18 protein-coding genes and 1 pseudogene are annotated in these 22,203 nt (G+C 33.8%); 13 read left to right on the top strand and 6 right to left on the bottom strand.

Features of this window, described 5'->3' with window-relative positions:
- The first annotated feature begins 1 nt into the window (after position 1).
- The 4 genes from ACKX2A_RS11550 (at position 2) to ACKX2A_RS11535 (ending at position 5,632) form a co-directional block, all read left to right on the top strand.
- Positions 2–2,161: a patatin-like phospholipase family protein gene (locus ACKX2A_RS11550; protein ID WP_415324749.1), complete on the top strand. Its 2,160-nt coding sequence runs from the start codon at positions 2–4 to the stop codon at positions 2,159–2,161.
- An 8-nt stretch (positions 2,162–2,169) separates the two neighbouring features.
- Positions 2,170–2,577, top strand: coding sequence for an rRNA maturation RNase YbeY (gene ybeY, locus ACKX2A_RS11545; RefSeq protein WP_415324747.1), 408 nt, complete (start codon positions 2,170–2,172; stop codon positions 2,575–2,577).
- A 257-nt stretch (positions 2,578–2,834) separates the two neighbouring features.
- Positions 2,835–4,697 carry a tRNA uridine-5-carboxymethylaminomethyl(34) synthesis enzyme MnmG gene (gene mnmG, locus ACKX2A_RS11540; RefSeq protein WP_415324745.1) on the top strand — a complete coding sequence of 621 codons (1,863 nt, stop codon included), beginning with the start codon at positions 2,835–2,837 and terminating at the stop codon, positions 4,695–4,697.
- A 113-nt stretch (positions 4,698–4,810) separates the two neighbouring features.
- Positions 4,811–5,632, top strand: a complete 822-nt coding sequence (locus tag ACKX2A_RS11535; RefSeq protein WP_415324743.1) for a class I SAM-dependent methyltransferase — start codon at positions 4,811–4,813, stop codon at positions 5,630–5,632.
- Between the two features lie 609 nt (positions 5,633–6,241).
- Here ACKX2A_RS11535 and ACKX2A_RS11530 read toward each other — a convergent pair.
- On the bottom strand, positions 6,242–7,432 hold the full coding sequence (locus ACKX2A_RS11530; protein ID WP_415324741.1) for a phosphoglycerate kinase: 1,191 nt from the start codon (positions 7,430–7,432) through the stop codon (positions 6,242–6,244).
- A 635-nt stretch (positions 7,433–8,067) separates the two neighbouring features.
- Here ACKX2A_RS11530 and rpiB point away from each other — a divergent pair.
- From rpiB to ACKX2A_RS11510, 4 genes are all read left to right on the top strand, one after another.
- Positions 8,068–8,502, top strand: a complete 435-nt coding sequence (gene rpiB, locus ACKX2A_RS11525) for a ribose 5-phosphate isomerase B (RefSeq protein WP_415324740.1) — start codon at positions 8,068–8,070, stop codon at positions 8,500–8,502.
- A 334-nt stretch (positions 8,503–8,836) separates the two neighbouring features.
- Positions 8,837–10,990 carry a ribonuclease R gene (rnr, locus tag ACKX2A_RS11520; RefSeq protein WP_415324739.1) on the top strand — a complete coding sequence of 718 codons (2,154 nt, stop codon included), beginning with the start codon at positions 8,837–8,839 and terminating at the stop codon, positions 10,988–10,990.
- Between the two features lie 184 nt (positions 10,991–11,174).
- Positions 11,175–11,861, top strand: coding sequence for a LysE family translocator (locus ACKX2A_RS11515; RefSeq protein WP_415324737.1), 687 nt, complete (start codon positions 11,175–11,177; stop codon positions 11,859–11,861).
- The gene (locus tag ACKX2A_RS11510) at positions 11,858–12,790 is read left to right on the top strand and encodes a S66 peptidase family protein (RefSeq protein ID WP_415324736.1); all 933 of its coding nucleotides are present in this window, start codon (positions 11,858–11,860) and stop codon (positions 12,788–12,790) included. Before ACKX2A_RS11515 ends, ACKX2A_RS11510 begins: the two co-directional genes overlap by 4 nt.
- Here the strand turns inward: ACKX2A_RS11510 and ACKX2A_RS11505 are convergent.
- Positions 12,787–13,908 carry a PQQ-binding-like beta-propeller repeat protein gene (locus ACKX2A_RS11505; protein ID WP_415324734.1) on the bottom strand — a complete coding sequence of 374 codons (1,122 nt, stop codon included), beginning with the start codon at positions 13,906–13,908 and terminating at the stop codon, positions 12,787–12,789. The two genes, ACKX2A_RS11510 and ACKX2A_RS11505, sit on opposite strands and share 4 nt — an antisense overlap.
- A 38-nt stretch (positions 13,909–13,946) precedes the next feature.
- On the opposite strand from ACKX2A_RS11505, the gene ACKX2A_RS11500 reads away from it, so the two are divergent.
- The 3 genes and pseudogenes from ACKX2A_RS11500 to tsaB all read left to right on the top strand — a co-directional run.
- Positions 13,947–14,318, top strand: coding sequence for a YraN family protein (locus ACKX2A_RS11500; protein WP_415324733.1), 372 nt, complete (start codon positions 13,947–13,949; stop codon positions 14,316–14,318).
- A gap of 95 nt (positions 14,319–14,413) precedes the next feature.
- Positions 14,414–15,163 (top strand): SDR family NAD(P)-dependent oxidoreductase, encoded by a 750-nt coding sequence (locus ACKX2A_RS11495; protein WP_415324731.1) that lies wholly within the window; start codon positions 14,414–14,416, stop codon positions 15,161–15,163.
- Between the two features lie 43 nt (positions 15,164–15,206).
- Positions 15,207–15,875, top strand: a pseudogene (gene tsaB / locus ACKX2A_RS11490) (tRNA (adenosine(37)-N6)-threonylcarbamoyltransferase complex dimerization subunit type 1 TsaB); the annotation flags it as partial.
- Between the two features lie 31 nt (positions 15,876–15,906).
- Here tsaB and ACKX2A_RS11485 read toward each other — a convergent pair.
- The 4 genes from ACKX2A_RS11485 to ACKX2A_RS11470 form a co-directional block, all read right to left on the bottom strand.
- A complete protein-coding gene (locus ACKX2A_RS11485; RefSeq protein ID WP_415324729.1) occupies positions 15,907–18,543 on the bottom strand; it encodes a tetratricopeptide repeat protein in 2,637 nt (878 codons plus the stop codon).
- A gap of 86 nt (positions 18,544–18,629) precedes the next feature.
- Positions 18,630–19,184: a Maf family protein gene (locus tag ACKX2A_RS11480; protein WP_415324727.1), complete on the bottom strand. Its 555-nt coding sequence runs from the start codon at positions 19,182–19,184 to the stop codon at positions 18,630–18,632.
- A 10-nt stretch (positions 19,185–19,194) separates the two neighbouring features.
- Positions 19,195–19,713, bottom strand: a complete 519-nt coding sequence (locus ACKX2A_RS11475; protein ID WP_415324725.1) for a KdsC family phosphatase — start codon at positions 19,711–19,713, stop codon at positions 19,195–19,197.
- Positions 19,703–20,452: a Rossmann-like and DUF2520 domain-containing protein gene (locus tag ACKX2A_RS11470; RefSeq protein WP_415324724.1), complete on the bottom strand. Its 750-nt coding sequence runs from the start codon at positions 20,450–20,452 to the stop codon at positions 19,703–19,705. Before ACKX2A_RS11470 ends, ACKX2A_RS11475 begins: the two co-directional genes overlap by 11 nt.
- 554 nt (positions 20,453–21,006) lie before the next feature.
- Here ACKX2A_RS11470 and ACKX2A_RS11465 point away from each other — a divergent pair.
- On the top strand, positions 21,007–21,558 hold the full coding sequence (locus tag ACKX2A_RS11465) for an RNA polymerase sigma factor (RefSeq protein ID WP_415324723.1): 552 nt from the start codon (positions 21,007–21,009) through the stop codon (positions 21,556–21,558).
- 18 nt (positions 21,559–21,576) lie between these two features.
- Positions 21,577–22,203 (top strand): hypothetical protein, encoded by a 627-nt coding sequence (locus tag ACKX2A_RS11460; RefSeq protein ID WP_415324721.1) that lies wholly within the window; start codon positions 21,577–21,579, stop codon positions 22,201–22,203.

The raw sequence follows: 22,203 nt of genomic DNA, 5'->3' as shown, positions 1-22,203 counted from the left end.
TATGAGAAAGCTCCTGATCCTATTATTTGTATTTCAACTGCTTTTGATTCAATCTCAAGTGAAGAAAGATCTTGTGATTCCTAAAAATCCAAGAATCGGACTTTCGCTTGCTGGTGGAGGAGCTAAAGGATTTTCTCACGTAGGAGTTCTTAAAGTATTGGATTCCTTGGGAGTAAAGGTAGATTATATTGCCGGGACAAGTATGGGAGCCATAGTTGGTGGATTGTATGCTTCAGGATATTCCGGAAAGGAAATTGAGAAGATTGTAATGGATACAGATTTTTATTCATTAATTCTTGATCCAAAAGCCAAACGTCAGGAAACTTCTTTTTACAATAAATCGGTTGATAAATATCTTTTATCCATTCCTTTAAAAAACGGAAAAATCACACTTCCTTCTTCCATTAGTTCGGGACAGAAAAATGTATATCTTCTAAAAGAACTTTTCAAAAATGTCTCTAATGTAGACGACTTTTCTAAACTCCCTATTCCCTTCATGTGTGTTGCTACCAACCTTGAAAGTGGAAATATGCAAATCTTTGAAAAAGGAGATTTGGTACAATCTATTATGGCGAGTTCAGCATTTCCTTCGTTGATGGATCCTGTGAAAATTGGAGACAGTATTTATATCGACGGAGCAATGAGTGTAAATTATCCTTCAAAACCTTTAAAAGATAAGGGGATTGATATAGTAATTGGAGTCGATTTAAATCAAGACTTATCAAGCAGAGAAGATCTAGGAAATATTATTGCTATTTTGAATCAGGTTATTGATTTTGGTATTAAAAAAGATACAAGAAGACAATACAGATATACGGATATTAATATCAAACCCAATCTAAAAGGTATGACCGCCACCAGCTACGATGATAAGAAAAAAATTCTGGACAGTGGCTACGCAGAAGGTTTAAAATACTCCAAAATACTGGACGAACTTCCGAAGCGACCTTTTGATCGTCTTAGACAGCGTGTAAATCCAATATATTCCAACGTCTATAAAATAGACAGTGTTTCGATAGAAGGCGGCAGAATTTACGGTAAAAACTATGTTCTCGGGAAAATGGGATTGCGCCTACCCTCTCTTCAAACCTATGGAAGCATTAATAAAAGAATCGACAAACTTGTTGCCACCAACAATTACAAATTTATCAACTACGATATTATTCCGGAAAACGACGCCAATTATCTCAAGCTTTATGTCACCGAAGATGATGCAAGACATTTTTTAAAATTCGGACTTCATTACGACGAAATTTTCAAAACCGGATTACTGGTTAATTATTCAGCAAAAAGACTTTTATTCAGAAACTCAAATCTCTCGTTAGATGTTATTGTGGGGGATAAACCGAGATATTACTTAAACTATTTTATTGATAACGGTTACATTCCTGGATTTGGATTATATTCATCTGGAATGAGCTTTAATTTAAAAGACATAAACAACAATGAAATAGACAAATGGGAATGGTTGCGCAACGAAGCCTACATCCAATCCATTTGGAAGGATAAATTCGCCGTAGGAGGCGGAATAAGCCACGATTACTTCAAAGCTGAAGCCAATGGAACAAACCAGCGAGTAAGCCGATTTTTGAATCCTTATGTATTCTTAAAAAGCGACACTCAAAACGACAAGGACTTCCCTACACGCGGAATCTATATCAATGCGGAAGGAAAAGTTATCGATTTAATGAAATCTGAAGTTAAAAAAAGATTAGTTCAAATAAAAGCAGATATAAGAATCAATATTCCATTAACAAAACAATTCTCATATCGACTTAATTTGTATGGAGGAATAACTCTGGGAGAAAACCTACCTCAATTTTATCAATACAGATTGGGTGGAATTTTCGAACAAAATATTCTTAATTTCAGAAGTTTCTCAGGATTTTACTTTGGACAATTAGCGACGAATAACGTGGTGTTAATTTCAAATGATCTTCAATTCAAATTCAACAAAAATTATTTTGTAAGCGGAAATTTCTCTTTTGCAAATCTTTCCGACGATATTACTTTTGAAGATGCAGTAAAATTAAATTACAGCTCAGTAGGATTGAATATTGGTTACAAATCTCCGTTCGGACAAATAAAAATCAATTTCAGTCATTCTCTTAAAAATAATCAAAAAGGCATATTCAGTGTTATTTTAGGACACTGGTTTTAATTAAAACAATGATACAATTCTTTTACGAAAACTTACCAGAAACGGTAAATACAGAATACAAAAAATGGCTGGAAGATATTATTCTTTCAGAAGGAAAAAAGCTTGGCGAGATCAATTATATATTCTGCGACGATGAATATTTGTTGAAGGTAAACCAAGATTATTTGCAGCACGATTACTATACTGACATTATTACATTTGACTATGTAAAAGGAAAGACGATAAGCGGAGAGATTTTTGTATCTTTGCAGCGGATTTCCGATAACGCTTCTACTCTATCCAAAGATTATGAAGAAGAATTAAGACGAGTTTTAGCTCATGGCATTCTTCATCTTTCAGGATATAAGGATAAAACCGAGGACGAAGAAAAGTTGATGCGAAATAAAGAAGATCATTATTTAGCAAAATACAAATAAAGAATTTGGAGATTCAGAGACAGAGAAATAAATCATTTCAAAACCTCTAAATCTCTATTTTTTTAGGAGCTATTTCCCGCTCTCCGCACTCGCTGTTTTCTTTTTTTCAAAAAGAAAACGAGCTCAGACAAATGCTGCGATCGGGGCTAAAACAAGACACAAAACAAGCGATTTAGACTTGTTAATTTAAAGAATGTTTCACGTGAAACATTTGTAAAAAAGAATAAAATTTAAGGCTTAAAACAAGCAATAAAAAAATGATTTCAGAAATATATGATGTAATCGTAGTGGGTGCCGGTCACGCAGGATGTGAGGCTGCAGCTGCAGCTGCAAATCTGGGTTCGAAAACTCTGCTCGTTACAATGAACATGCAGACCATCGGACAGATGAGCTGCAACCCCGCGATGGGTGGAATCGCAAAAGGACAGATCGTAAGAGAGATCGATGCAATGGGAGGATATTCAGGAATTGTAGCAGATAAATCGGCTATTCAATTCAAGATGCTGAACCTTTCAAAAGGTCCTGCAATGTGGTCGCCAAGAACACAAAATGACAGAATGCTTTTCGCAGAAGAATGGCGTTTAGCATTAGAAAACACTCCAAATCTTGACTTCTTTCAGGATATGGTAAAGCAGCTTATTATCGAAAATGGTAAGGTTGCAGGAGTCGTAACTTCATTAGGAATCGAGATAAGATCCAAATCTGTAGTTCTTACAAATGGAACTTTCCTAAATGGTTTGATCCATGTTGGAGACAAGCAATTGGGAGGAGGAAGAATGGGCGAACCAAGAGCTTTCGGCATCACTGAACAGTTAGTTTCTTTAGGTTTCGAAGCAGGAAGAATGAAGACCGGTACTCCACCGAGAGTAGATGGAAGAAGCCTTGATTACTCTAAAATGGAAGAACAAAAAGGAGATGAAAATCCTCAAAAATTCAGCTATTTAGATACACCTAAATTAACCAAACAATTAAGTTGTCATATCGTTTATACAAACGAAATTGTACACGATATTTTACGTGAAGGTTTCGACAGAAGCCCAATGTTTAATGGCACAATTCAAAGTTTAGGCCCAAGATATTGTCCAAGTATTGAGGATAAAATCAACCGTTTTGCAGAGAGAAACAGACATCAATTATTTGTAGAACCCGAAGGTTGGAAGACCGTAGAAATCTATGTTAACGGATTCAGTTCTTCTCTTCCGGAAGATGTTCAGATCAAAGCAATGAAACATATTCCGGGATTTGAAAACGTAAAAGTATTCCGCCCAGGCTATGCTATTGAGTATGACTACTTCCCTCCTACTCAATTGAAGCATACCTTAGAGACAAAAATCATAGATAATTTATACTTTGCAGGGCAAATTAACGGCACAACCGGTTATGAAGAAGCAGCTGGACAAGGTTTAATTGCTGGAATTAATGCTCACAATAAAGTTAAAGAAAAGGATGAATTTATCCTTAACAGAGACGAAGCATATATAGGAGTTTTAATTGATGATTTAATCACAAAAGGAACAGAAGAACCTTACAGAATGTTCACTTCTAGAGCAGAATACAGACTTCTTTTAAGACAGGATAATGCAGATATCAGATTAACTCAAAAGGCTTTTGATCTAGGTTTAGCAAAAGAAGACAGATTACAAAGAGTAAACGAGAAAGTAGCTAAAAGTGAGGAACTTGAGAACTTTCTTCGAGAAACTTCTTTAAAGCCGGGAGTAATAAATCCTATTTTGGAAACCATTGAAAGTAGCCCTGTAGATCAGGCTTACAGAGCGGCACAGATTCTTACAAGACCAAATATGACACTTGAAAAACTTGATGGAATAGACTTTATTAATGAAGTTTCTTCGAAATTTGACGACGAAGTAAGAGAACAAGCTGAAGTAAATATCAAGTATAGAGGCTATATTGAAAAGGAAAAAGAAAACGTTGCTAAGCTGAACCGCCTAGAAAACATTAAGATTCCGGAAGATTTCGATTATACTAAAATATCAAGTCTTTCCGCGGAAGCGAAACAAAAGATGTCTAATGTAAGACCAAAAACGATTGCTCAGGCTGGAAGAATCAGTGGGGTTTCGCCTGCGGATATCAACGTTTTATTAGTCTATTTAGGAAGATAAATTGAAAATGTTTCACGTGAAACATTCTTAAAATAAAAGTAAAAATTAAGGTATTTATGAGCTTATAATAAACTCTGAATATCTTAATTTTTAATTTAAAAGAAACAAATTAAATGAAAATAAAAGATCATTTTCTTTCTCAAGAAATATTTGAAATCAAAGAAACAGAAACAAAAGGAGTTTTCAAGACCTCCCCTATTCCATCAAATATTTCTAAATATTATGAAAGCGAAGATTATATTTCCCATCATCAGGATTCTGGAAGTTTAAAAGAAAAGCTTTACAAATTTTTACAATCTTTCAATTTACAGTATAAAAAAACAATTCTTTTGGACAGAATAAAAAAAGGCTCAAGAGTTTTGGATTATGGTTGTGGTGCAGGAGAATTTGTAAAATATATAGAAAATGATTTTAAAACTTTCGGTTTTGAACCTGATGCAGATGCAAGAAAAGCTGCACAAAGTAAAATTTCAAAAGCAACAATTTTAGATAATATCAATTCTATTAAAGATAAAAGTCTTGATGCAATTACACTATGGCATGTTTTCGAGCATGTGGAAAATCAGGATGAGATGCTTGAAATTTTTAATCGTAAATTAAAAGAAAAAGGATTATTAATTATCGCCGTTCCCAACCCCACTTCTTACGATGCAAAACATTATAAAGAATATTGGGCAGCTTACGATGTACCAAGACACATTTATCATTTTTCTAAAAACGGAATGGAAAATCTTATTTCTAAGAAACCAAATTGGAAAATGAGAAAGATCAAACCATTGGTTTTAGATTCATATTATATCTCCATGTTGAGCGAAAAATACAAGAAATCTCCTCTTTTTTGGCTAAAAGCAACGATCTACGGAACGATTTCTAATGTAAAAGCCCTTTTTTCTAACGAATTTTCAAGTTTGATATACATTATCGAAAAAAAGTAGAAAATCGAATTTTGACCTATTTCTGAAGGTCAATTTTTCGCATTTTTGGAATAAAAATCAAAAACTCGGTAAAATCTTCCGGGTTTTATTTTTTTAAGCTCTCCCCTACTCCATAACTTTTCTCAGATTTTTTTTGAAAAGAGAAATTTTTGAAAAATCACTTCAGTACTATCAAATTTTGTTAGTAAAAAGTTAGTAACCTTAAAAACTGAAAAGAATTTTATGATTTGATCGAATTCAAAATTTTTTACCAAAAATTCAAATTTGTTTCTAAGAAGAAAAAATTGGATAGTAGTCGATTTATATTATTTTATAAAAAATCAAAATTTTAAAATTTAGTTTCCTACGGAATGACAAACTTTGGAAATAATCAATCCTAAAAATTTATTACAAACAAAATGTGAAAAATCTTATAAATTATTTTTTCTTATATATTAAATTTAAATATCATCAAAAAAATTTTTCTCTTCAATTTTCATCTAAAATTGTGAAAGTTGTTTTTTAAAATTTTTAGAAAAATAAATTTCCAAGATTTTTTAAAAAACAAAAAAAAATAAAAAAGTCCACTGAAAAATTCAGCGGACTTAAAATTTATAAAATTTTATTTTCTTAATTATTGATCGCAGCAACTCCCGGAAGTTCCAAACCTTCCAAACTTTCAAGCATTGCTCCACCACCGGTAGAAACATAACTTACTTTTTCACCATAACCAAATTGCTTCACAAAAGCAACACTGTCTCCTCCCCCAACTAAAGAGAAAGCTCCAAGTTTTGTTGCTTCAGCTATACTTTCACCAAGCGCAATTGTTCCCGCAGCAAAGTTTGACATTTCGAAAACACCGATCGGGCCGTTCCAAAGAATTGTTCTTGAATCCAATAACACATCATTGAACTGATCTCTGGATTTTGGACCCGCATCCAATCCCATCCATCCTTCAGGAATTGCATAAATATCTGCCTCTTTTCTGTCCGCATCATTACTAAAACTTTCAGCGATGATTGTGTCAGACGGAAGATAAACTTTTACATTATGTTCTTTTGCTTTTCCTAGAATTTCAAGAGCTAGAGGCAATTTATCTTCTTCAACCAATGAAGTTCCGATCTTTCCGCCAAGAGCTTTAATGAAAGTAAACGCCATTCCACCTCCGATAATTAAATTATCAACAGCAGGAAGAATATTTTCTATAATGGTAATTTTAGTTGAAACTTTTGATCCTCCAAGTATCGCTGTTACAGGACGTTCCCCTGATTTTAAAACTTTATCAATTGCCTGAAGTTCTTTAGCCATCAGTAAACCGAAAAATTTAGTTGAAGGAAAAAACTTAGCAATAACAGCTGTTGAAGCGTGTGCCCTGTGAGCTGTACCGAAAGCATCATTTACATAAGCATCGGCTAGTTTAGAAAGTTGTTCAGCAAAACCTTCATCGCCTTTCTCCTCTTCATTATGAAAACGTAGATTTTCTAATAAAAGAATTTCACCAGATTTAAGTTCAGAGGCTGCTTTTTCAGCCTTTTCTCCAATGCATTCGTCAACAAACTTCACCTCCTGCCCCAAAACATTAGAAACTTCCTCTACGATGTGCTTCAGAGAAAACTCATCTTTTACCTCACCTTTCGGTCTTCCCAGGTGAGCCATTAAGATAACAGAACCACCATCTTTTAGGATTTTATCAACCGTAGGTTTTACAGCCACGATTCTCGTGTTATCTGTAACTTTCAGTTGGTCGTCCTGCGGAACATTGAAATCCACTCTTACAAGAGCCTTCTTTTCATTAAAATTGAAATCATTGATTGTTTTCATATGTACATTTTATTTTTCTCGGTCACATGGAATCGACTTTTCTTTGAAGCTGCGCAAAAAAATTCGGCAGGTCGATTTCATACATTTCTTTCGATTTTCGTTTCACAAATGTAAGATTTTAAAATTCCGGAAAAAAACCAAGCTTTGAAAAGTTTTCAAAAAGTTTCCCGCACCCATCCATTCATCAATCAACATATTTTCTTCTCTTTAAAAAAAAGAGAAATGATAGTGTTGTTAAGTGTTTGTTATTTCGGGGATAAATTTAATCGAAATACTTTTTTACATTTAATTTTTACGTAATTCACAATTTATGTACAATATAATATACTGTAAATATGAAATTTATATTGGTTATCAACAATTATGGATAACTTTTCCCCAGTATCGTTTCTTAATAACCGATTTATGGAAAAAGTATATAATTATCCCCGAAAACTTTGTGAAAAAAAATGTTGGAATTTTTGGAACTAATTTCCATTACAAAATTTTCTCATGTTACGAAACTTTATTTTTAGGAGTTTTTTCAACAGTTACTCACAAGCGTTTTCACAATTAATTCGCAAAAATTTAAGACTTATCCACATTATACTTAAATTTGTGTGGAAATAAATCTAATAAGGCTAAATAGAAGTATTATGAAAAGAAAAATCGCTATCGCTGCAGACCACGCTGGATACGAATACAAAGAGATTGTTAAGAACTATCTTTCAGAAAAGTTTGAGGTTCAGGACTTTGGCACGTTTTCCACAGACAGTGTGGATTATCCGGACTTTGTTCATCCTGCCGCAACATCTGTTGAGAATGGTGAAAATGAGCTTGGAATTTTGATCTGCGGGAGCGGAAACGGTGTACAGATCACGGCGAACAAACATCAGAAGATTCGTTGCGCTCTTTGCTGGATGCCGGAGATTGCTTCACTGGCAAGACAGCATAATGATGCGAACATGATTTCGATTCCTGCGAGATTCATTTCTAAGGAACTGGCGATTGAAATTGCAGACAAATTTTTGTCAACTGATTTTGAAGGTGGAAGACATCAAAACAGAGTTGATAAAATAGCATTTTGCTAATATATAAGGGCTTGTAAATCAATTTGCAAGCCTTATTTATTTTTTATTTTGTATCTTTGCAACGTCCAATAGAATTTACCATTCTATGATTTCCATTTAAGCCTATAGAATATTAAAACATATTTAATAAAAGGTTTTTCTCCTCTCTTCTCCATATTTGTATTAAATTTATACAAAACTAAAACTTCCGTTGTAGAATAATTGGAAGGAAAATTGTTGGTTTTATTAAATAAATAAACTTTTAAACTGAAATTATCTTAGAATTTATGGAGATAATTTTAAAATAGTTTTAATTAAATATTGAAACTATAACATAATTAATTACAAAATTAAAATGGCAAAAAAAAGAAAATATATAAGTCAGAAAAATGATCATAAACTGAGAGAAATCGGAAGATTGATCCTAAGATTTATGAATGAAAATTCCACGAAAATCTATAATTACAAACAGATTGCGGATGGGATTGATTATAAAAATCCAAGACAAAGAGAACTTGTGATTCAGGCGTTGCATAAATTGCAGGCCGATGAAAGAATTAAAGAAACTGAAAAAGGAAAATATATCGTCAATCTTAATATAAAAGGAACATTAACAGGAACTATCGATTTTAATCAGTCTGGAAATGCTTATGTAAGTGTTGAAGGATTGGAAGATGATATTTTTATTCATTCAAAAAATGTGAAAGATGCGTTGCAGGGCGATAAAGTCTTGATTGTAACCTATACTTATAAAGGAAAAAAACTGGAAGGTTCGGTTTTGGAAGTTTTGGAAAGAACAAGAACGGAATTTGTTGGAACTTTACAAGTTGTTCCGCACAAAGATTTCGGATTTGTGGTTTGCGATAAAAAGACGATTAATACAGATATTTTTATTCCAAAGGGAAAATTCGGAGGAGCTGAAGATGGCAATAAAGTCATCGTAAAAATGACAGAATGGAAACCGGGAGATAAAAATCCTGAAGGTGAAATTATCCAGGTTTTGGGAGCTCCGGGAGAGCACGAAACTGAGATCCACTCTATTCTTGCAGAGTACGGTTTACCTTACGCTTTCCCTGAAGAAGTGGAAAGAGATGCCGATAAAATCGATAGAAGTATCAACGATGAAGAAGTTGCAAAACGTTGGGATATGCGTGGAATTACGACTTTCACAATTGACCCGAAAGATGCAAAAGATTTCGATGATGCCCTATCAATAAGGAAATTAGAAAACGGAAACTGGGAAATTGGTGTTCATATTGCAGACGTTTCACATTATGTTGTTCCGGGAACTATTTTAGATGATGAAGCTTATCAAAGAGCGACTTCGGTTTATTTGGTAGACCGCGTTGTACCCATGCTTCCCGAAGTTTTAAGTAACGATGTTTGTTCGCTTCGTCCACACGAAGATAAGTTTACTTTTTCTGCCGTTTTTGAATTAAGTGACAATGCCGAAATCAAAAAACAGTGGTTTGGCAGAACAGTCATTCATTCCGACAGAAGGTTCACTTATGAAGAGGCTCAGGAAAGAATTGAAGGAAAGGATGGCGATTTCAAAGAAGAAATTTTAGTTTTAGATAAACTGGCGAAAATCATGCGTCAGAAAAGAATCAAAGACGGAGCCATTACTTTCGACAGAAGTGAAGTTCGATTCAATTTAGATGAAAACAACGAACCGGTTGGAGTTTACTTTAAAATCAGTAAAGATTCCAATCATTTGATCGAAGAATTCATGTTGCTGGCAAATAAAAAAGTATCTGAATTTGTTTCGTTAAATAAGAAAGGAGACATCACTCAAAATACCTTTATATATAGAGTTCACGACGATCCGGATCCAGCGAAATTGGAGTCTTTGAGAGATTTTGTTTCCACTTTCGGATACAAAATGGATCTTGCCAATACCAAAAAAGTAGCAGAATCTTTAAACAGACTATTGCATGATGTAAAAGGAAAAGGAGAAGAAAATATGATTGAAACTTTGGCGATGCGAAGCATGAGTAAGGCAGTTTATTCTACCGAACCAATCGGTCACTACGGTCTAGGTTTCGATTATTACAGCCACTTTACCTCTCCTATCCGTCGTTATCCAGATTTGATTGCGCACAGATTGCTGCAGCATTATCTGGATGGTGGAAAATCGCCGAATAAGGCTGAGTTGGAAGATAAGGCAAAACATTGCAGCTCTATGGAAAGATTGGCAGCCGATGCAGAAAGAGATTCGATAAAATTCATGCAGGTAAAATTCATGGAAAAACACTTGGGAGAAACTTTCAGTGGTGTGATTTCCGGAGTTGCGGAGTTTGGTTTCTGGGTTGAAATCCCTGAAAATGGTGCAGAAGGTTTAATTAAATTGCGAGATTTGGTTGATGATTCTTACATGTACGATGCAAAAACTCACGCTGTGTACGGAATGAGACACGGTAAAAGATATCAATTGGGAGACAATGTTCAGATCAAAGTAGTGAAAGCGAATTTGATTCAGAAACAATTGGATTTCAAGATTGTTGAATAAGAATATAATTAATAATAAACCGCTACAATTGGCGGTTTTTTTATTTTCAATCTTAATTATAATAGAAAATAATATGAAATTTCTGCATCTTTGGTGTTAATTTTCTTATTGATTAATTAAAACATAAAGGCTAACTTTGTATAAAAGGGATGAAATTTATGTTTCATTTTAAAAAAACTATTGAATGTTTGAACTTATATTATCTGCGATCATTTTAGGATTCATGTTGAGTCTGGTTTTTATAGGACCAATCTTTTTCCTTTTAATAGAAACCAGCTTTTCCAGAGGTCCGAAACACGCTTTAGCGCTGGATATTGGAGTCATTTCCGCAGACCTTCTGTGTATTTTGGCAGCTTATTATGCGAGTGCAGATATTGTAACGTTGATCGACAAACATCCTGGTTTTTATAGAATTACAGCCATACTTATCTTTGTTTACGGTATTGTTATGATGGTCACAAAAACCAAAATGCATATGCCCGGCGAAGAAAGAATCATCAATCAGAATTATTTTAAAACCTTTATAAATGGTTTTTTCTTTAATCTTTTAAATGTTGGAGTCATCCTTTTTTGGCTGGTAACCGTTATTTCCGTTCGAAATCAATATCCTGATACGGGTAATTTTATTTTATACATTGGAATTGTAATCGGAACTTATCTCTTAATAGATTTAATTAAAATTTTCCTTGCAAAGCAATTCCACGATAAATTAACACAAACATTAGCCAATAAAATCAGAAGAATTGTTGGTGGAATTCTTATCATATTCAGCTTCTTTATCTTTTTACAGAGCTTCAAAAAATTCAATCAGTTTGATAAGCGTTTGGAAGAAGCCGAAAAGACAGAAGTAAAATATCAAAAACAAAAATGAAAAAAATAATCTTTCCAAAATCACTGAAAAAAGGTGATAGAATAGCTGTGATTTCCCCTGCCGGAGCCGTAGATGCTTCTCAATTAGAAAAGGGAATTGAAATGATTAAAAGTAAAGGCTTTGAACCTGTTTTAGGCGAACATCTTTACACTAAATTTTCCAACGGATACAATTACGCAGGAACAGAGCAGGAAAGAATAAAAGACATCAATTGGGCTTTAAACGACAATGAAATTTCAGCGATTTGGGCTTCCAGAGGCGGTTACGGTTGTCAGCATTTAATTCAACATTTGAAACTGAAAAATTTTAATGAAAATCCTAAATGGTATATCGGTTATTCCGATAATACAGTTATTCAAAGTTATTTGTTGAATAAAGGATTTGCTTCGATTCATGGACAAACGATTAAAACTTCAAGTTTTGGAGTGACGGATGAAAGCTATAATCTTATTTTTGATGTTTTAAAAGGAAAAAACCCAAAATACAGTCTAAAATCTCATCAATTTAATAAAACAGGTAATATTGAAGGCGAATTGGTCGGAGGAAATTTAGCCCTGATTTATGCCCTTCTGGGAACGAAATATTCTTTTGATTTTAAAGAAAAAATTCTTTTCATTGAAGATATCGGTGAAAATTTTTATGCGCTTGATCGAATGATTATGAGCTTGGAATTGGGAGGAGTTTTCAATAAAATATCAGGTTTAATTGTCGGAGGAATGACCAATATGGGCGATGAAAAAGAGAATAAACAATACGAAGAAAGTTTCGACGAATTTGCTTATAAACTAATCTCAGACCGAATTTCAAAGTATAATTTTCCAGTAGTTTTTGGTTTTCCCAATGGACATATTAAAGATAACCGACCTTTGATTATTGGAGGGAATGTTAAACTTGAGGTTAAGGACAAGGTTAAGATTGAGTTTTACTAGTCTCTACCTCCCGATTTACTTGGATAACATATTTTTCCATCTCTATTAATGATTACTGGAGCTGAAGTAACAGTTGAATTTATTGGATATTTCCATCTTTCTGTACCATCACTTTCGGAAAAAGCATATATAAAATTTGAACCGCCACCACCTACAAAAACAGTAGAGTTTGTAGCGACAGCCTCTGCACTATTAGAATAAATTGTTTTTTGCCACTTTATATTGCCTGTCTGTTTATCTACAGCAATGATATTTCCAGAACTAGAATTAACATAAACAGAATTTTCATTAACATATGGACTGCTGGAATAAGCACCTGAACTGGAAGTTTGCCAAACAATATTTCCTGTTAAGGCATCTATTTTATATAAAGCATATTGATCAGTAGTATACAAATATCCATCTAAAATTGTAGGAGAAGAAAATTCGATAGAACTACCAAGTTGTTTTTTCCAAATTAATTCACCTGTAAGCTTATTGATATTATAAATACCTCCATTTCTGTTTCCAATATATAGGTTATTTTGTACTATGGAAGCGGAAGAAGAATTGAATAAATCACCAACATAATATTTCCATTTTAGATTTCCACTACTTTGATCTAAAGCATAAATATTACCATCATCACTTCCAAAATATACAATTTCTCCGGAAACTATTGGACTTGAACTAACATTAAAACCAGTAGTATATTTCCATTTCAGTTCTCCGGTTGTAGCATTCAATGCATAGAAATTATCATCATCACTGCCAAAAAAGACCGTATTATTATAGACAAAAACACTTGACTCAATTGCTTGATTTGTTTTATATTTCCATAGCAAACTTCCATTATTTACATCAAGAGCATATAAATAGCTGTCTGTACAACCCACATATAATACCTTATTACTAATAAATGCAGTACTATACTGAAATGTTCCACTTGTAACTGGAAAAGACCATTTTAATATACCGTTTCCAGAATCAAAAGCATAATACATTTTATTGCCACCAATGAACATCATGTTTTTCATCATATTCGGATCACCATTTGTTGTAGTTTCATTATCATCAGAAGAAGAACAATTAATTAAACATATTAGAAGAATGGAATAAAAAATTGAATTAAATTTCATAGGTTTGAATAAGTTTTAAGGCAAATATATAGTTTATTATGGCTACTCACAACGATCTCGGAAAACTAGCAGAAGATCTTGCAGCAGAATTTCTATTAAAAAATGGGTACAAAATTCTTGCAAGAAACTTTCGTTATCAAAAAGCAGAGTTGGATATTATTACCGAAAAAGATAGTTTAGTTGTTATTGTAGAAGTAAAAGCACGTTCAACAGATGTGTTTAATCTTCCGCAAGAAGCCGTTAATAAACGAAAAATTAAGTTGATTGTTTCTGCTGCCAATCACTATATGGAAGAGTTTAATAGAAATCAGGAAGTTAGGTTTGATATTATTTCTGTGCTTCCAGATGAAAAAGGAAAATTAGTCATAGAACATATCAGCGATGCTTTTGAAGCATTTGATGCGAACTGAATTCAATATAACAATCTAAAAATATAGCAATCTAACAATTATTGGTAAACTAATATATTGATAAATTGATACATTTAAAAATTTAAAAAATTTTTATGAAAACAATATTAGTGACCGGAGCAACTTCCGGAATAGGAAAATCTACAGCGGAGCTTTTTGCAAAGCAGGGAAACAGAGTTATCATCTGTGGAAGAAGATCCGAAGTTTTAGAATCTGTAAAAACTGAACTTTCTCAATATACCGAAATTTTTAGTTTGAAATTTGATGTCAGGAATTTGGAAGAAGTAGAAAGTGCCATCAATTCGCTTCCTGAAGAATGGAAAAATATTGATGTTTTGATTAACAATGCAGGGAATGCTCATGGTTTGGATCCTCTTTCTGCCGGGAAAACAGACGATTGGGATTCTATGATTGACGGAAATGTGAAAGGTCTTCTGTATGTTTCTAAGATGATTATTCCGGGAATGAAAGAAAGAAATTCGGGGCATATCGTAAATATTAGTTCAGTCGCAGCGAGACAGACTTATGCAAACGGAGTTGTGTATTGTGCAACAAAAAAAGCAGTCGACGTAATTTCCGAAGGAATGAGGATAGAACTAACTGAATTTGGAATTAAGGTTACCAATATTCAACCCGGTGCTGTAGAAACAGATTTTTCTATGGTAAGATTCAAAGGGGACAGCGAGAGAGCATCCACGGTTTACGCAGGTTATGAGCCTTTGAAAGCTGAAGACATTGCAGATTCTATCGCCTATTGTGTGAATGCTCCAAAACACGTTTGCGTTTCTGATATGACGATTTATCCATCGGCACAGGCAGAGCCGAGAACGATTTACAGAAAATAGTCTGGAAATAATGCTTTAAATTTGCATAAATTATTTAAATAAAATGAAAATTTTATACATCGAAACTTCATCCAAAAACTGCTCAGTTGCAATCTCAGACAATGAAAAGCTCCTTTGCCTTACTGAGGAAGTTTCAGAAAATTATAAACAATCGGAAAGTCTTCATACGTTTGTAGAATGGGCTTTGGAAGGTGCCGGAATTTCAATGAAAGATATCGAGGCGATTTCTTTGGGTAAAGGTCCGGGTTCTTACACCGGTTTGAGAATTGGCGCGGCTTCTGCAAAAGGTTTCTGTTATGGTTTAAAAGTTCCATTGGTTGCGGTGAATTCTTTAGAAACGATGATAGAGCCTTTTTTAGATCAAAACTACGACTTTGTTATCCCTTTGATCGACGCAAGAAGAATGGAGGTTTATACAGTAGTTTATGATGGTAAAACAGGCGAAGAAATTTCTGAAACGGAAGCCAAGATTTTAGATGAGACTTCTTTTGAAGAATTTAAAGATAAAAAAGTAATATTTGTAGGAGACGGCGCAAAAAAAGCGCGGGAAGTTTTTCAGCTTCCAAATGCTGATTTTAATGAAAATATCTACCCTTCTGCACGATATTTAATCAAGAAAAGCCTTGAAAAGATTGAAAATAAAGAGTTTGAAGACATCGCGTATTTCGAGCCTTTTTATTTAAAAGATTTTCATGGTGTAAAGAAAAAAGAAAAGCGAAGATTAATTTCTTCGCTTTTTTATTTTATTGTGGTTTTGCCGGAATCGAACTCGGTTGTAGAGGATTATTATTCGGCGTTTTCTGTGGTCTGTTGCTGTTTCCGCTTGAAGGCTGCATTTTCTGAGGATTGCTCATTTGCCCATTATTTTGGTTTTGGGGTATTCCTACTGCATTGATGGATTGCGTTTGCATAGGTTGTTGCGGAACTCCATTTGCCATATTTGAAGGGTTTTTAGGTATCGCATTTCCCTTATTATCCGTTGGAGTGAAGCTTAGATCACTTTTTAGGTAATTAAGCATTTCTTTAGCCTTTAAGCCTTCAGGTGTTTTGCCATAATTCAAAGCAATTTGTTCTAGCTGAAGAATCATTACCTCTTTCCCACTCGATTTTCCTGCATTGAAAGCATTTAATAAATATAATTTCGGTACTAATGCATCTTTTGGATATTGTTGAATGGTCTTATCGATAATATCTTTACTTTCTCCAAACTTCTCAGATTCATACAAAGCAAAAGCCTGCTTGTATTGCCCTTCAACATCTGCGGATGATTTTACGAAATTATTACTCTTAGGATTTCTTGCAAATTCTGCGTAAGAAGAATACGGATAATCCGTCATTAGAATTTGTTTTGCTCTTTCTGCAGCTTGAGGATTTTTCTCATAATTCATGGCGAAAATCTCGTATAAAGCTTGTAGCATTACTTTTTCTTCGGGTTTTACATCAACCAAGTCATACAATGTTTTTGTCGCCAAAGGGGTGTTGGTAAAATAGTTTTGATACATTACCCCAAGTCCAAGAGAAGCGGTGTCTCTATCCTTTTTCAATTGATCTAATTTTGCAATATCTGTCGGAAGTTGCTCGATATAGAAAGCTGGTTCGAAACGTCTTGGATTTGGAACGTCTGTCGTTCCTAAGGCTTCGTTTTTCATATCGTCGATCGTTGCCATTTTTTTAGAAAAACGCCAGTTATCAATCAATGCTCTATCTCCCCATGTTTGCTTAAAGGTAGAAGTTCCTTTGCTTACTGTACCTGTATTTGCAAAATAGAAACCTTTTGTGGCTACCCCAAAATCTTCAAAATTATTGGAGCTGTTCGCAAATATTGATGTGGAGCTGTAATCTCCCGTATCAAAGCCTTTTGCTCTTTCTGCACGTCTTCTTTCCAGCTCTTCTTTTTCTTCTTTAATCTTTAATTTTGCAATATATTTGGTGAAAAAATCAGTTTTTTGTTCTGGTGACATTTTAGCCAATCTCAGAATACTATCATTTTTCTTGATTAAATAATAGTTTTTCGAGATTTTTTTAATGTAAACAGATTGATCTGCCAAAAGAACTTTCGAAGGCTCATAAGTCATTACAGCTAAAGCAGAATCATAATAAGCCCCTGCTCCGATATAATCGTTTTTGTCTAAATAGCCTTTCCCGATTTCATAATAAGCCAAACCACGAATTTGTCCGTCTGAAACCTTCTCTTTCAAAGATTTTCTGAAATATTCCTGCGCTTCATCTTTCTTACCTGCTTTATTCGCCATTAAACCTAGAGCATAATAAAACTCATTCTTTCTGGAACCGTAAGTTCCTTTTTTACTAATGTCTTCCAGATATTTTTTAGCACCGCTGTAATCGCCTTTTCCGTTAAAAGTTTTGGCAATTTCAATTTGAGATTTAACTTCAAATTCAAAGTCATTGGCGTACTTGTAGGCAGCCATAAAGCTTTCTCTTGCCTTTTCGTTTTGGTTAAGATTTTCCAGAACCTGACCTCTCAGATATGCAATTCTACTCTTTAATTTTCTGTTGGAGTTTAATTCAAAAGCTCTGTCAAGCTCTTTTACAGCTTCTTCTTTTTTACCTTCATCAAGGAAAGCTTCTGCCTGATAAATGCTTAGCAGTTTATCATAATCCTTACTAATTTTTTCGCTTTTTACTTTAGCAAAAACGTCTTGAGATTTATGGTAATCTTTAATTTGTGCATACGCCAAACCCTGATAAACTCTTGCTAAAGGAATTCTTTTATCGTCCTTAAAATGTGTAAAAACATAGTTTAAAGCATCCAGAGCTTCCAGATTCTTTCCTCTGTAAATTCTCGCCTGTGCAAGAATCATGTAAGCATCAAAAATCTTTTTGTTTTTCTCTTCACCGTTTCTGATGACGGAATATTTGTTGATTGCTTTTAAAGCCTTAGCTTCAGCGATTTCCAAAGTCGTTGCCCCTTTTTGTTCGGGTTGCTCCTCTCCTTTTCCAAGTCCCATTTTATCCATTGCTCCGTTTACAGCACCTGATAATGAAGGTAATCCTGTTCCTCCGGACATGCCGTCTGGTCTTCCCGGAGGTCCTCCTCTGCCTTGACTATTGTTTTGAGGACGGTTTACTTCTGCCATTTTCATAGAATTTTCGGCAAAAGCTGAAGATTGACCAAGATCACTTCCCAACGGCTGATCTTCGTAAGTAAGGATAGGAATATAAGGTGCATAAAAATTATCTTTATGGGCCTTATCTCTGGTTTCAAACTCGTTATTCAACGCATCTTTTGCATTAAAAAGCGTGTTGTAATATGTTGTAAATCCTTTCATAAACTTCGATCGCTGCTCCGGCCTCTTCACTTTCGTGGCGCAAGAAGCTACAATACAAAGCATTAAAAGGAAAAAAATATTCTTTTTCATTATTCAATATAACTCGCTAATCTACTTTTTATTATCAGTAGGATTGATGATTTTGTAAAAATAATAAAATTTTATATTGAAACTCTTTATATTTCTTTCAAAATTTTGTAAACCAAATGGGTAGGAAGTCCCATAATGGTATAAAAGCTACCTTCCATTCTTCGGATTTTCGCCATCCCAAGCCATTCCTGAATGCCGTAACTTCCTGCCTTGTCGAAAGGTTTGTAGTTTTGGATATAATATTTTATTTCATCATCTGTTAATTCATCTAGCTCTACATTGGCAACATCTGTTTCTGTAATTGTTTTATCTAAAGTTTTCACCGTAATTGCCGTGTAAACCTGATGTGTTTTTCCCGAAAGCATTTTCAACATGTTCATTGCATCATCTTCGTCTTTTGGCTTTCCAAGAAATTGATTATCAATCGCTACAACTGTATCGGATGTTAATAATACTTCTCCTTCTTCCAGTTTTCGGAATGCATCTGCTTTTAATTCGGATAAATAAGCAGCGGACTCTCCTACTTGGATGTGTTCGGGAACAATTTCTTCACAATCGATTTTTACGACTTCAAATTCAAATCCTAAATTTGATAATAATTCTTTTCGTCTAGGCGATTGTGAGGCTAGTAATAATTTCATTTTCAATTAATTAAATAGATTGAGTGTTGTCGTCATGCCAATTTCCCTGAACTTTCATTACCTGTTCAATCACATCACGCACTGCCCCGCTCCCTCCTTTGATTGGTGAAATATAATCAGCAATTCCCTTTACTTCCGGAACTGCATTCTCAGGACAAGTTGCAATTGCAGATTTTTCCATCATGTGAATGTCGGGTAAATCGTCTCCCATCGTTAAAATTTCTTCGTCTTTAAGATTATATTTTGCCTTAAAATCTTCAAAATCTACCATCTTATCGTGAGATTTCGGATAATAATCCTGAATTCCAAGATAATTGATTCTGTGTTTTACCATTTCATCATTTCCGCCTGTGATAACTCCGATTAAATAATTGTTTTTTAAGGCCTTAACAACAGCGTAACCATCCAAAACATTCATTACCCTGCTCATATTTCCACCGGGCATCAGATAAACGCTTCCGTCTGTGAAAACTCCGTCTACATCGAATACAAAAGCTTTAATATCTTTTAATTTTTCTTTATAACTCATACATTTTTTGAATTGAGTGATTCATTGTTTTATAAATCTCAAGACTTTCGTCTTTTAATAATTGCTCGTGTAATTCAAGAATTCTTTTGTCGTTTCTTACGGCAGGTCCGGTTTGTGCTGCTTTCGGTTCAATTTCATGAATTTTTTGAACCGTTTCATCAATTAACGGTAAAAAATAATCAAACGGAATTTCCTGAGCATCTGAAATTTCTTTTGCCCTCGAAAAAAGATGATTTACGAAATTACACGCAAAAACTGCCGTCAAATGAATGTATTTTCTCTTTTCATGGGTACTTTCCATGACTTTCGATGAAATTTTTGAAGCTAAATCCATTAAAGTTTTCTTGTCTTCATTATTTTCTGCTTCCACAAAAAACGGAATATTGGCATAATCTAATTCTTTAGATTTTGAAAATGTCTGCAAAGGATAAAGACTGGATTTTCTATATTCTCCTGCCAAAATATCTTTAGGCAAAGAACCTGAAGTATGCGTCACCAGACAATCTTTTTTAACAATGATCTTCGAAACTGCTTCTACAGAATTGTCACTTACACAAATGATGTACAAATCTGCATCAACTAAGTTTTTAGTTGAATGGGGTATTTCTAACTCTTCAGAAATTTTATTCAGTTTTGCTTCATTTCTTCCAAAGATTTGGGCTAAATGAATATTATTCTGAACAAATGCTTTTGCCATATGATAAGCTACATTTCCGGAACCGATAATTACAATTTGCATAAAACAAAGATAGGGTTTTGCTGTGAGTTTTTGGTTGGAAGATGTAGGAGGGAAGCTGTAAGTTTAATTACTTCGGATAATATTGGATCTAAACGCAAAGCTTAGGTCATTGCGAGGAACAAAGTTTGCCTGTGCTGAGCTTGTCGAAATAAAGCAAACTCCAAATTGTTTTGTGAGATTCTTCTTTCTAGTAATAAACTGTAAAATGATTTATTTACTCTCGCTGATTTGCAGATTGCACAGATGTTTGTGTTTTATTAGTGAAAATATTTTTAGAATTTGGGTTAAAAAAATTATCAGCAATTTATTTTTAATCAATGAATTATAATTATTTTAATTAAAATAAAATTTTATTAACTCAAAAAAAGACATTTAAATTTAAAATTGAATTTAACATAATGTTGATTATTAAAGGAAAAATTAGATTTATTAGAAAAATATTCATTAGTTTTAAGGATAGGAAATTTTGTAAATATTTAATTTATTGGACTGAAAATTGAATAAGTAATTTAACTTTTAGATATTTTTGTAATCCAAAACAATGAAAGCATCTTATGAAGATTAAGGACGCGGAAATTATTTCGTTGATGCAAAACCCACGAACTCAGAATGAAGGAGTTCGTGCCTTGATGGATGCTTATCAAAGTAGATTGTATTGGCACATAAGAAGGATTATTGTGGACGGAGATCTTGCTCAGGACACTTTGCAGGAGACTTTTATAAAAGCATATCAGAATTTTCACCAGTTCAAAAACGATAGCCAGTTGTACACATGGCTGTACAGAATCGCTACCAACGAAGCATTACAGCAGGTAAATAAACTCAAAAAAATGCAGAAGACTGATGAAGATCCTGAGTATCATATGCAGAATCTGGTTGCCGATAATGTAGAAGGTGATGCCGAGGAAATACAGATTTTACTTCAGCGTGCTATACAAAGCCTGCCCGAAAAGCAGAAACTGGTATTTACTATGAGGTATTATGATGATTTGCCTTACGAAGAGATATCTAAAATTGTAGATATGTCTGTAGGGACTTTAAAAACAAATTATCATTATGCCAAACAGAAGATAGAAGAGTATATCAAAGAGAATTATGAGAGATAATTTTTGAGAAAAAACAACATGAAAGATTTTGATCTAGAAAAATTAGAACGCAAAAACATATACAGGCTTCCTGAAAATCTTTTCGAAGATATTCAGGGAAAGGTATTGAGCGGGGTTAATGATTTTGATCTGGAAAAATTAGAAAGAAAAAATATTTACACCGTTCCTGAAAATCTGTTTCAAAATGTTCAGGAAAATGTATTGAAGAATGTGTTGCCAGTTAAAAAAGCGCCTATCATTAAATTGAATTGGGGATACGCTGTGGCAGCATCATTGGCTTTGGTTTTTGGGGTGACTTTTGTATTCAATTCAGTGAATGATACAAAACCTGCGACTTCAGAGGGAGTTTATGCTTCAAATGTTCAGCAGCCGAAAACAGAAAGCGAAATTGCTTATGAAACTTTAAAATCGGATTTAACTTCTGTTGAAAATAATAATCAAACAGTTGTAAACCAAGATGATAATAAAACTTTTGCACGAGATAACACAACTCCGCAGAAGGAAGAAACGAAAACAGTAAAACCTGTTTCGAGAAAACAAGAAGAAGCTCAAGTAAACGAGTACCTGGATTCATTCTCTAATTCTGAAATTACGGAATTAGCAAGTAATTCTACTCAGGATGTTTACTTAGATCTATATAATTAA

The sequence above is a fragment of the Chryseobacterium sp. MMS23-Vi53 genome, assembly GCF_047651245.1.
GTDB lineage: Bacteria > Bacteroidota > Bacteroidia > Flavobacteriales > Weeksellaceae > Chryseobacterium.
The sequence above is the reverse complement of the archived record's forward strand: the minus strand, read 5'-3'. Positions and strand labels throughout refer to the sequence as shown.

What these genes read in the sequence shown, in the direction of transcription:
- ACKX2A_RS11550 (WP_415324749.1), top strand. Translation starts at nt 2, where the DNA reads ATGAGAAAGCTCCTGATCCTATTATTTGTATTTCAACTGCTTTTGATT.
- ACKX2A_RS11470 (WP_415324724.1), bottom strand. Translation starts at nt 20,452, where the DNA reads ATGCAAATTGTAATTATCGGTTCCGGAAATGTAGCTTATCATATGGCA.
- rnr (WP_415324739.1), top strand. Translation starts at nt 8,837, where the DNA reads ATGGCAAAAAAAAGAAAATATATAAGTCAGAAAAATGATCATAAACTG.
- ACKX2A_RS11510 (WP_415324736.1), top strand. Translation starts at nt 11,858, where the DNA reads ATGAAAAAAATAATCTTTCCAAAATCACTGAAAAAAGGTGATAGAATA.
- ACKX2A_RS11485 (WP_415324729.1), bottom strand. Translation starts at nt 18,543, where the DNA reads ATGAAAAAGAATATTTTTTTCCTTTTAATGCTTTGTATTGTAGCTTCT.
- ACKX2A_RS11530 (WP_415324741.1), bottom strand. Translation starts at nt 7,432, where the DNA reads ATGAAAACAATCAATGATTTCAATTTTAATGAAAAGAAGGCTCTTGTA.
- ACKX2A_RS11480 (WP_415324727.1), bottom strand. Translation starts at nt 19,184, where the DNA reads ATGAAATTATTACTAGCCTCACAATCGCCTAGACGAAAAGAATTATTA.
- ACKX2A_RS11535 (WP_415324743.1), top strand. Translation starts at nt 4,811, where the DNA reads ATGAAAATAAAAGATCATTTTCTTTCTCAAGAAATATTTGAAATCAAA.
- ACKX2A_RS11475 (WP_415324725.1), bottom strand. Translation starts at nt 19,713, where the DNA reads ATGAGTTATAAAGAAAAATTAAAAGATATTAAAGCTTTTGTATTCGAT.
- ACKX2A_RS11460 (WP_415324721.1), top strand. Translation starts at nt 21,577, where the DNA reads ATGAAAGATTTTGATCTAGAAAAATTAGAACGCAAAAACATATACAGG.
- ACKX2A_RS11465 (WP_415324723.1), top strand. Translation starts at nt 21,007, where the DNA reads ATGAAGATTAAGGACGCGGAAATTATTTCGTTGATGCAAAACCCACGA.
- ACKX2A_RS11500 (WP_415324733.1), top strand. Translation starts at nt 13,947, where the DNA reads ATGGCTACTCACAACGATCTCGGAAAACTAGCAGAAGATCTTGCAGCA.
- ACKX2A_RS11495 (WP_415324731.1), top strand. Translation starts at nt 14,414, where the DNA reads ATGAAAACAATATTAGTGACCGGAGCAACTTCCGGAATAGGAAAATCT.
- mnmG (WP_415324745.1), top strand. Translation starts at nt 2,835, where the DNA reads ATGATTTCAGAAATATATGATGTAATCGTAGTGGGTGCCGGTCACGCA.
- ACKX2A_RS11515 (WP_415324737.1), top strand. Translation starts at nt 11,175, where the DNA reads ATGTTTGAACTTATATTATCTGCGATCATTTTAGGATTCATGTTGAGT.
- rpiB (WP_415324740.1), top strand. Translation starts at nt 8,068, where the DNA reads ATGAAAAGAAAAATCGCTATCGCTGCAGACCACGCTGGATACGAATAC.
- ACKX2A_RS11505 (WP_415324734.1), bottom strand. Translation starts at nt 13,908, where the DNA reads ATGAAATTTAATTCAATTTTTTATTCCATTCTTCTAATATGTTTAATT.
- ybeY (WP_415324747.1), top strand. Translation starts at nt 2,170, where the DNA reads ATGATACAATTCTTTTACGAAAACTTACCAGAAACGGTAAATACAGAA.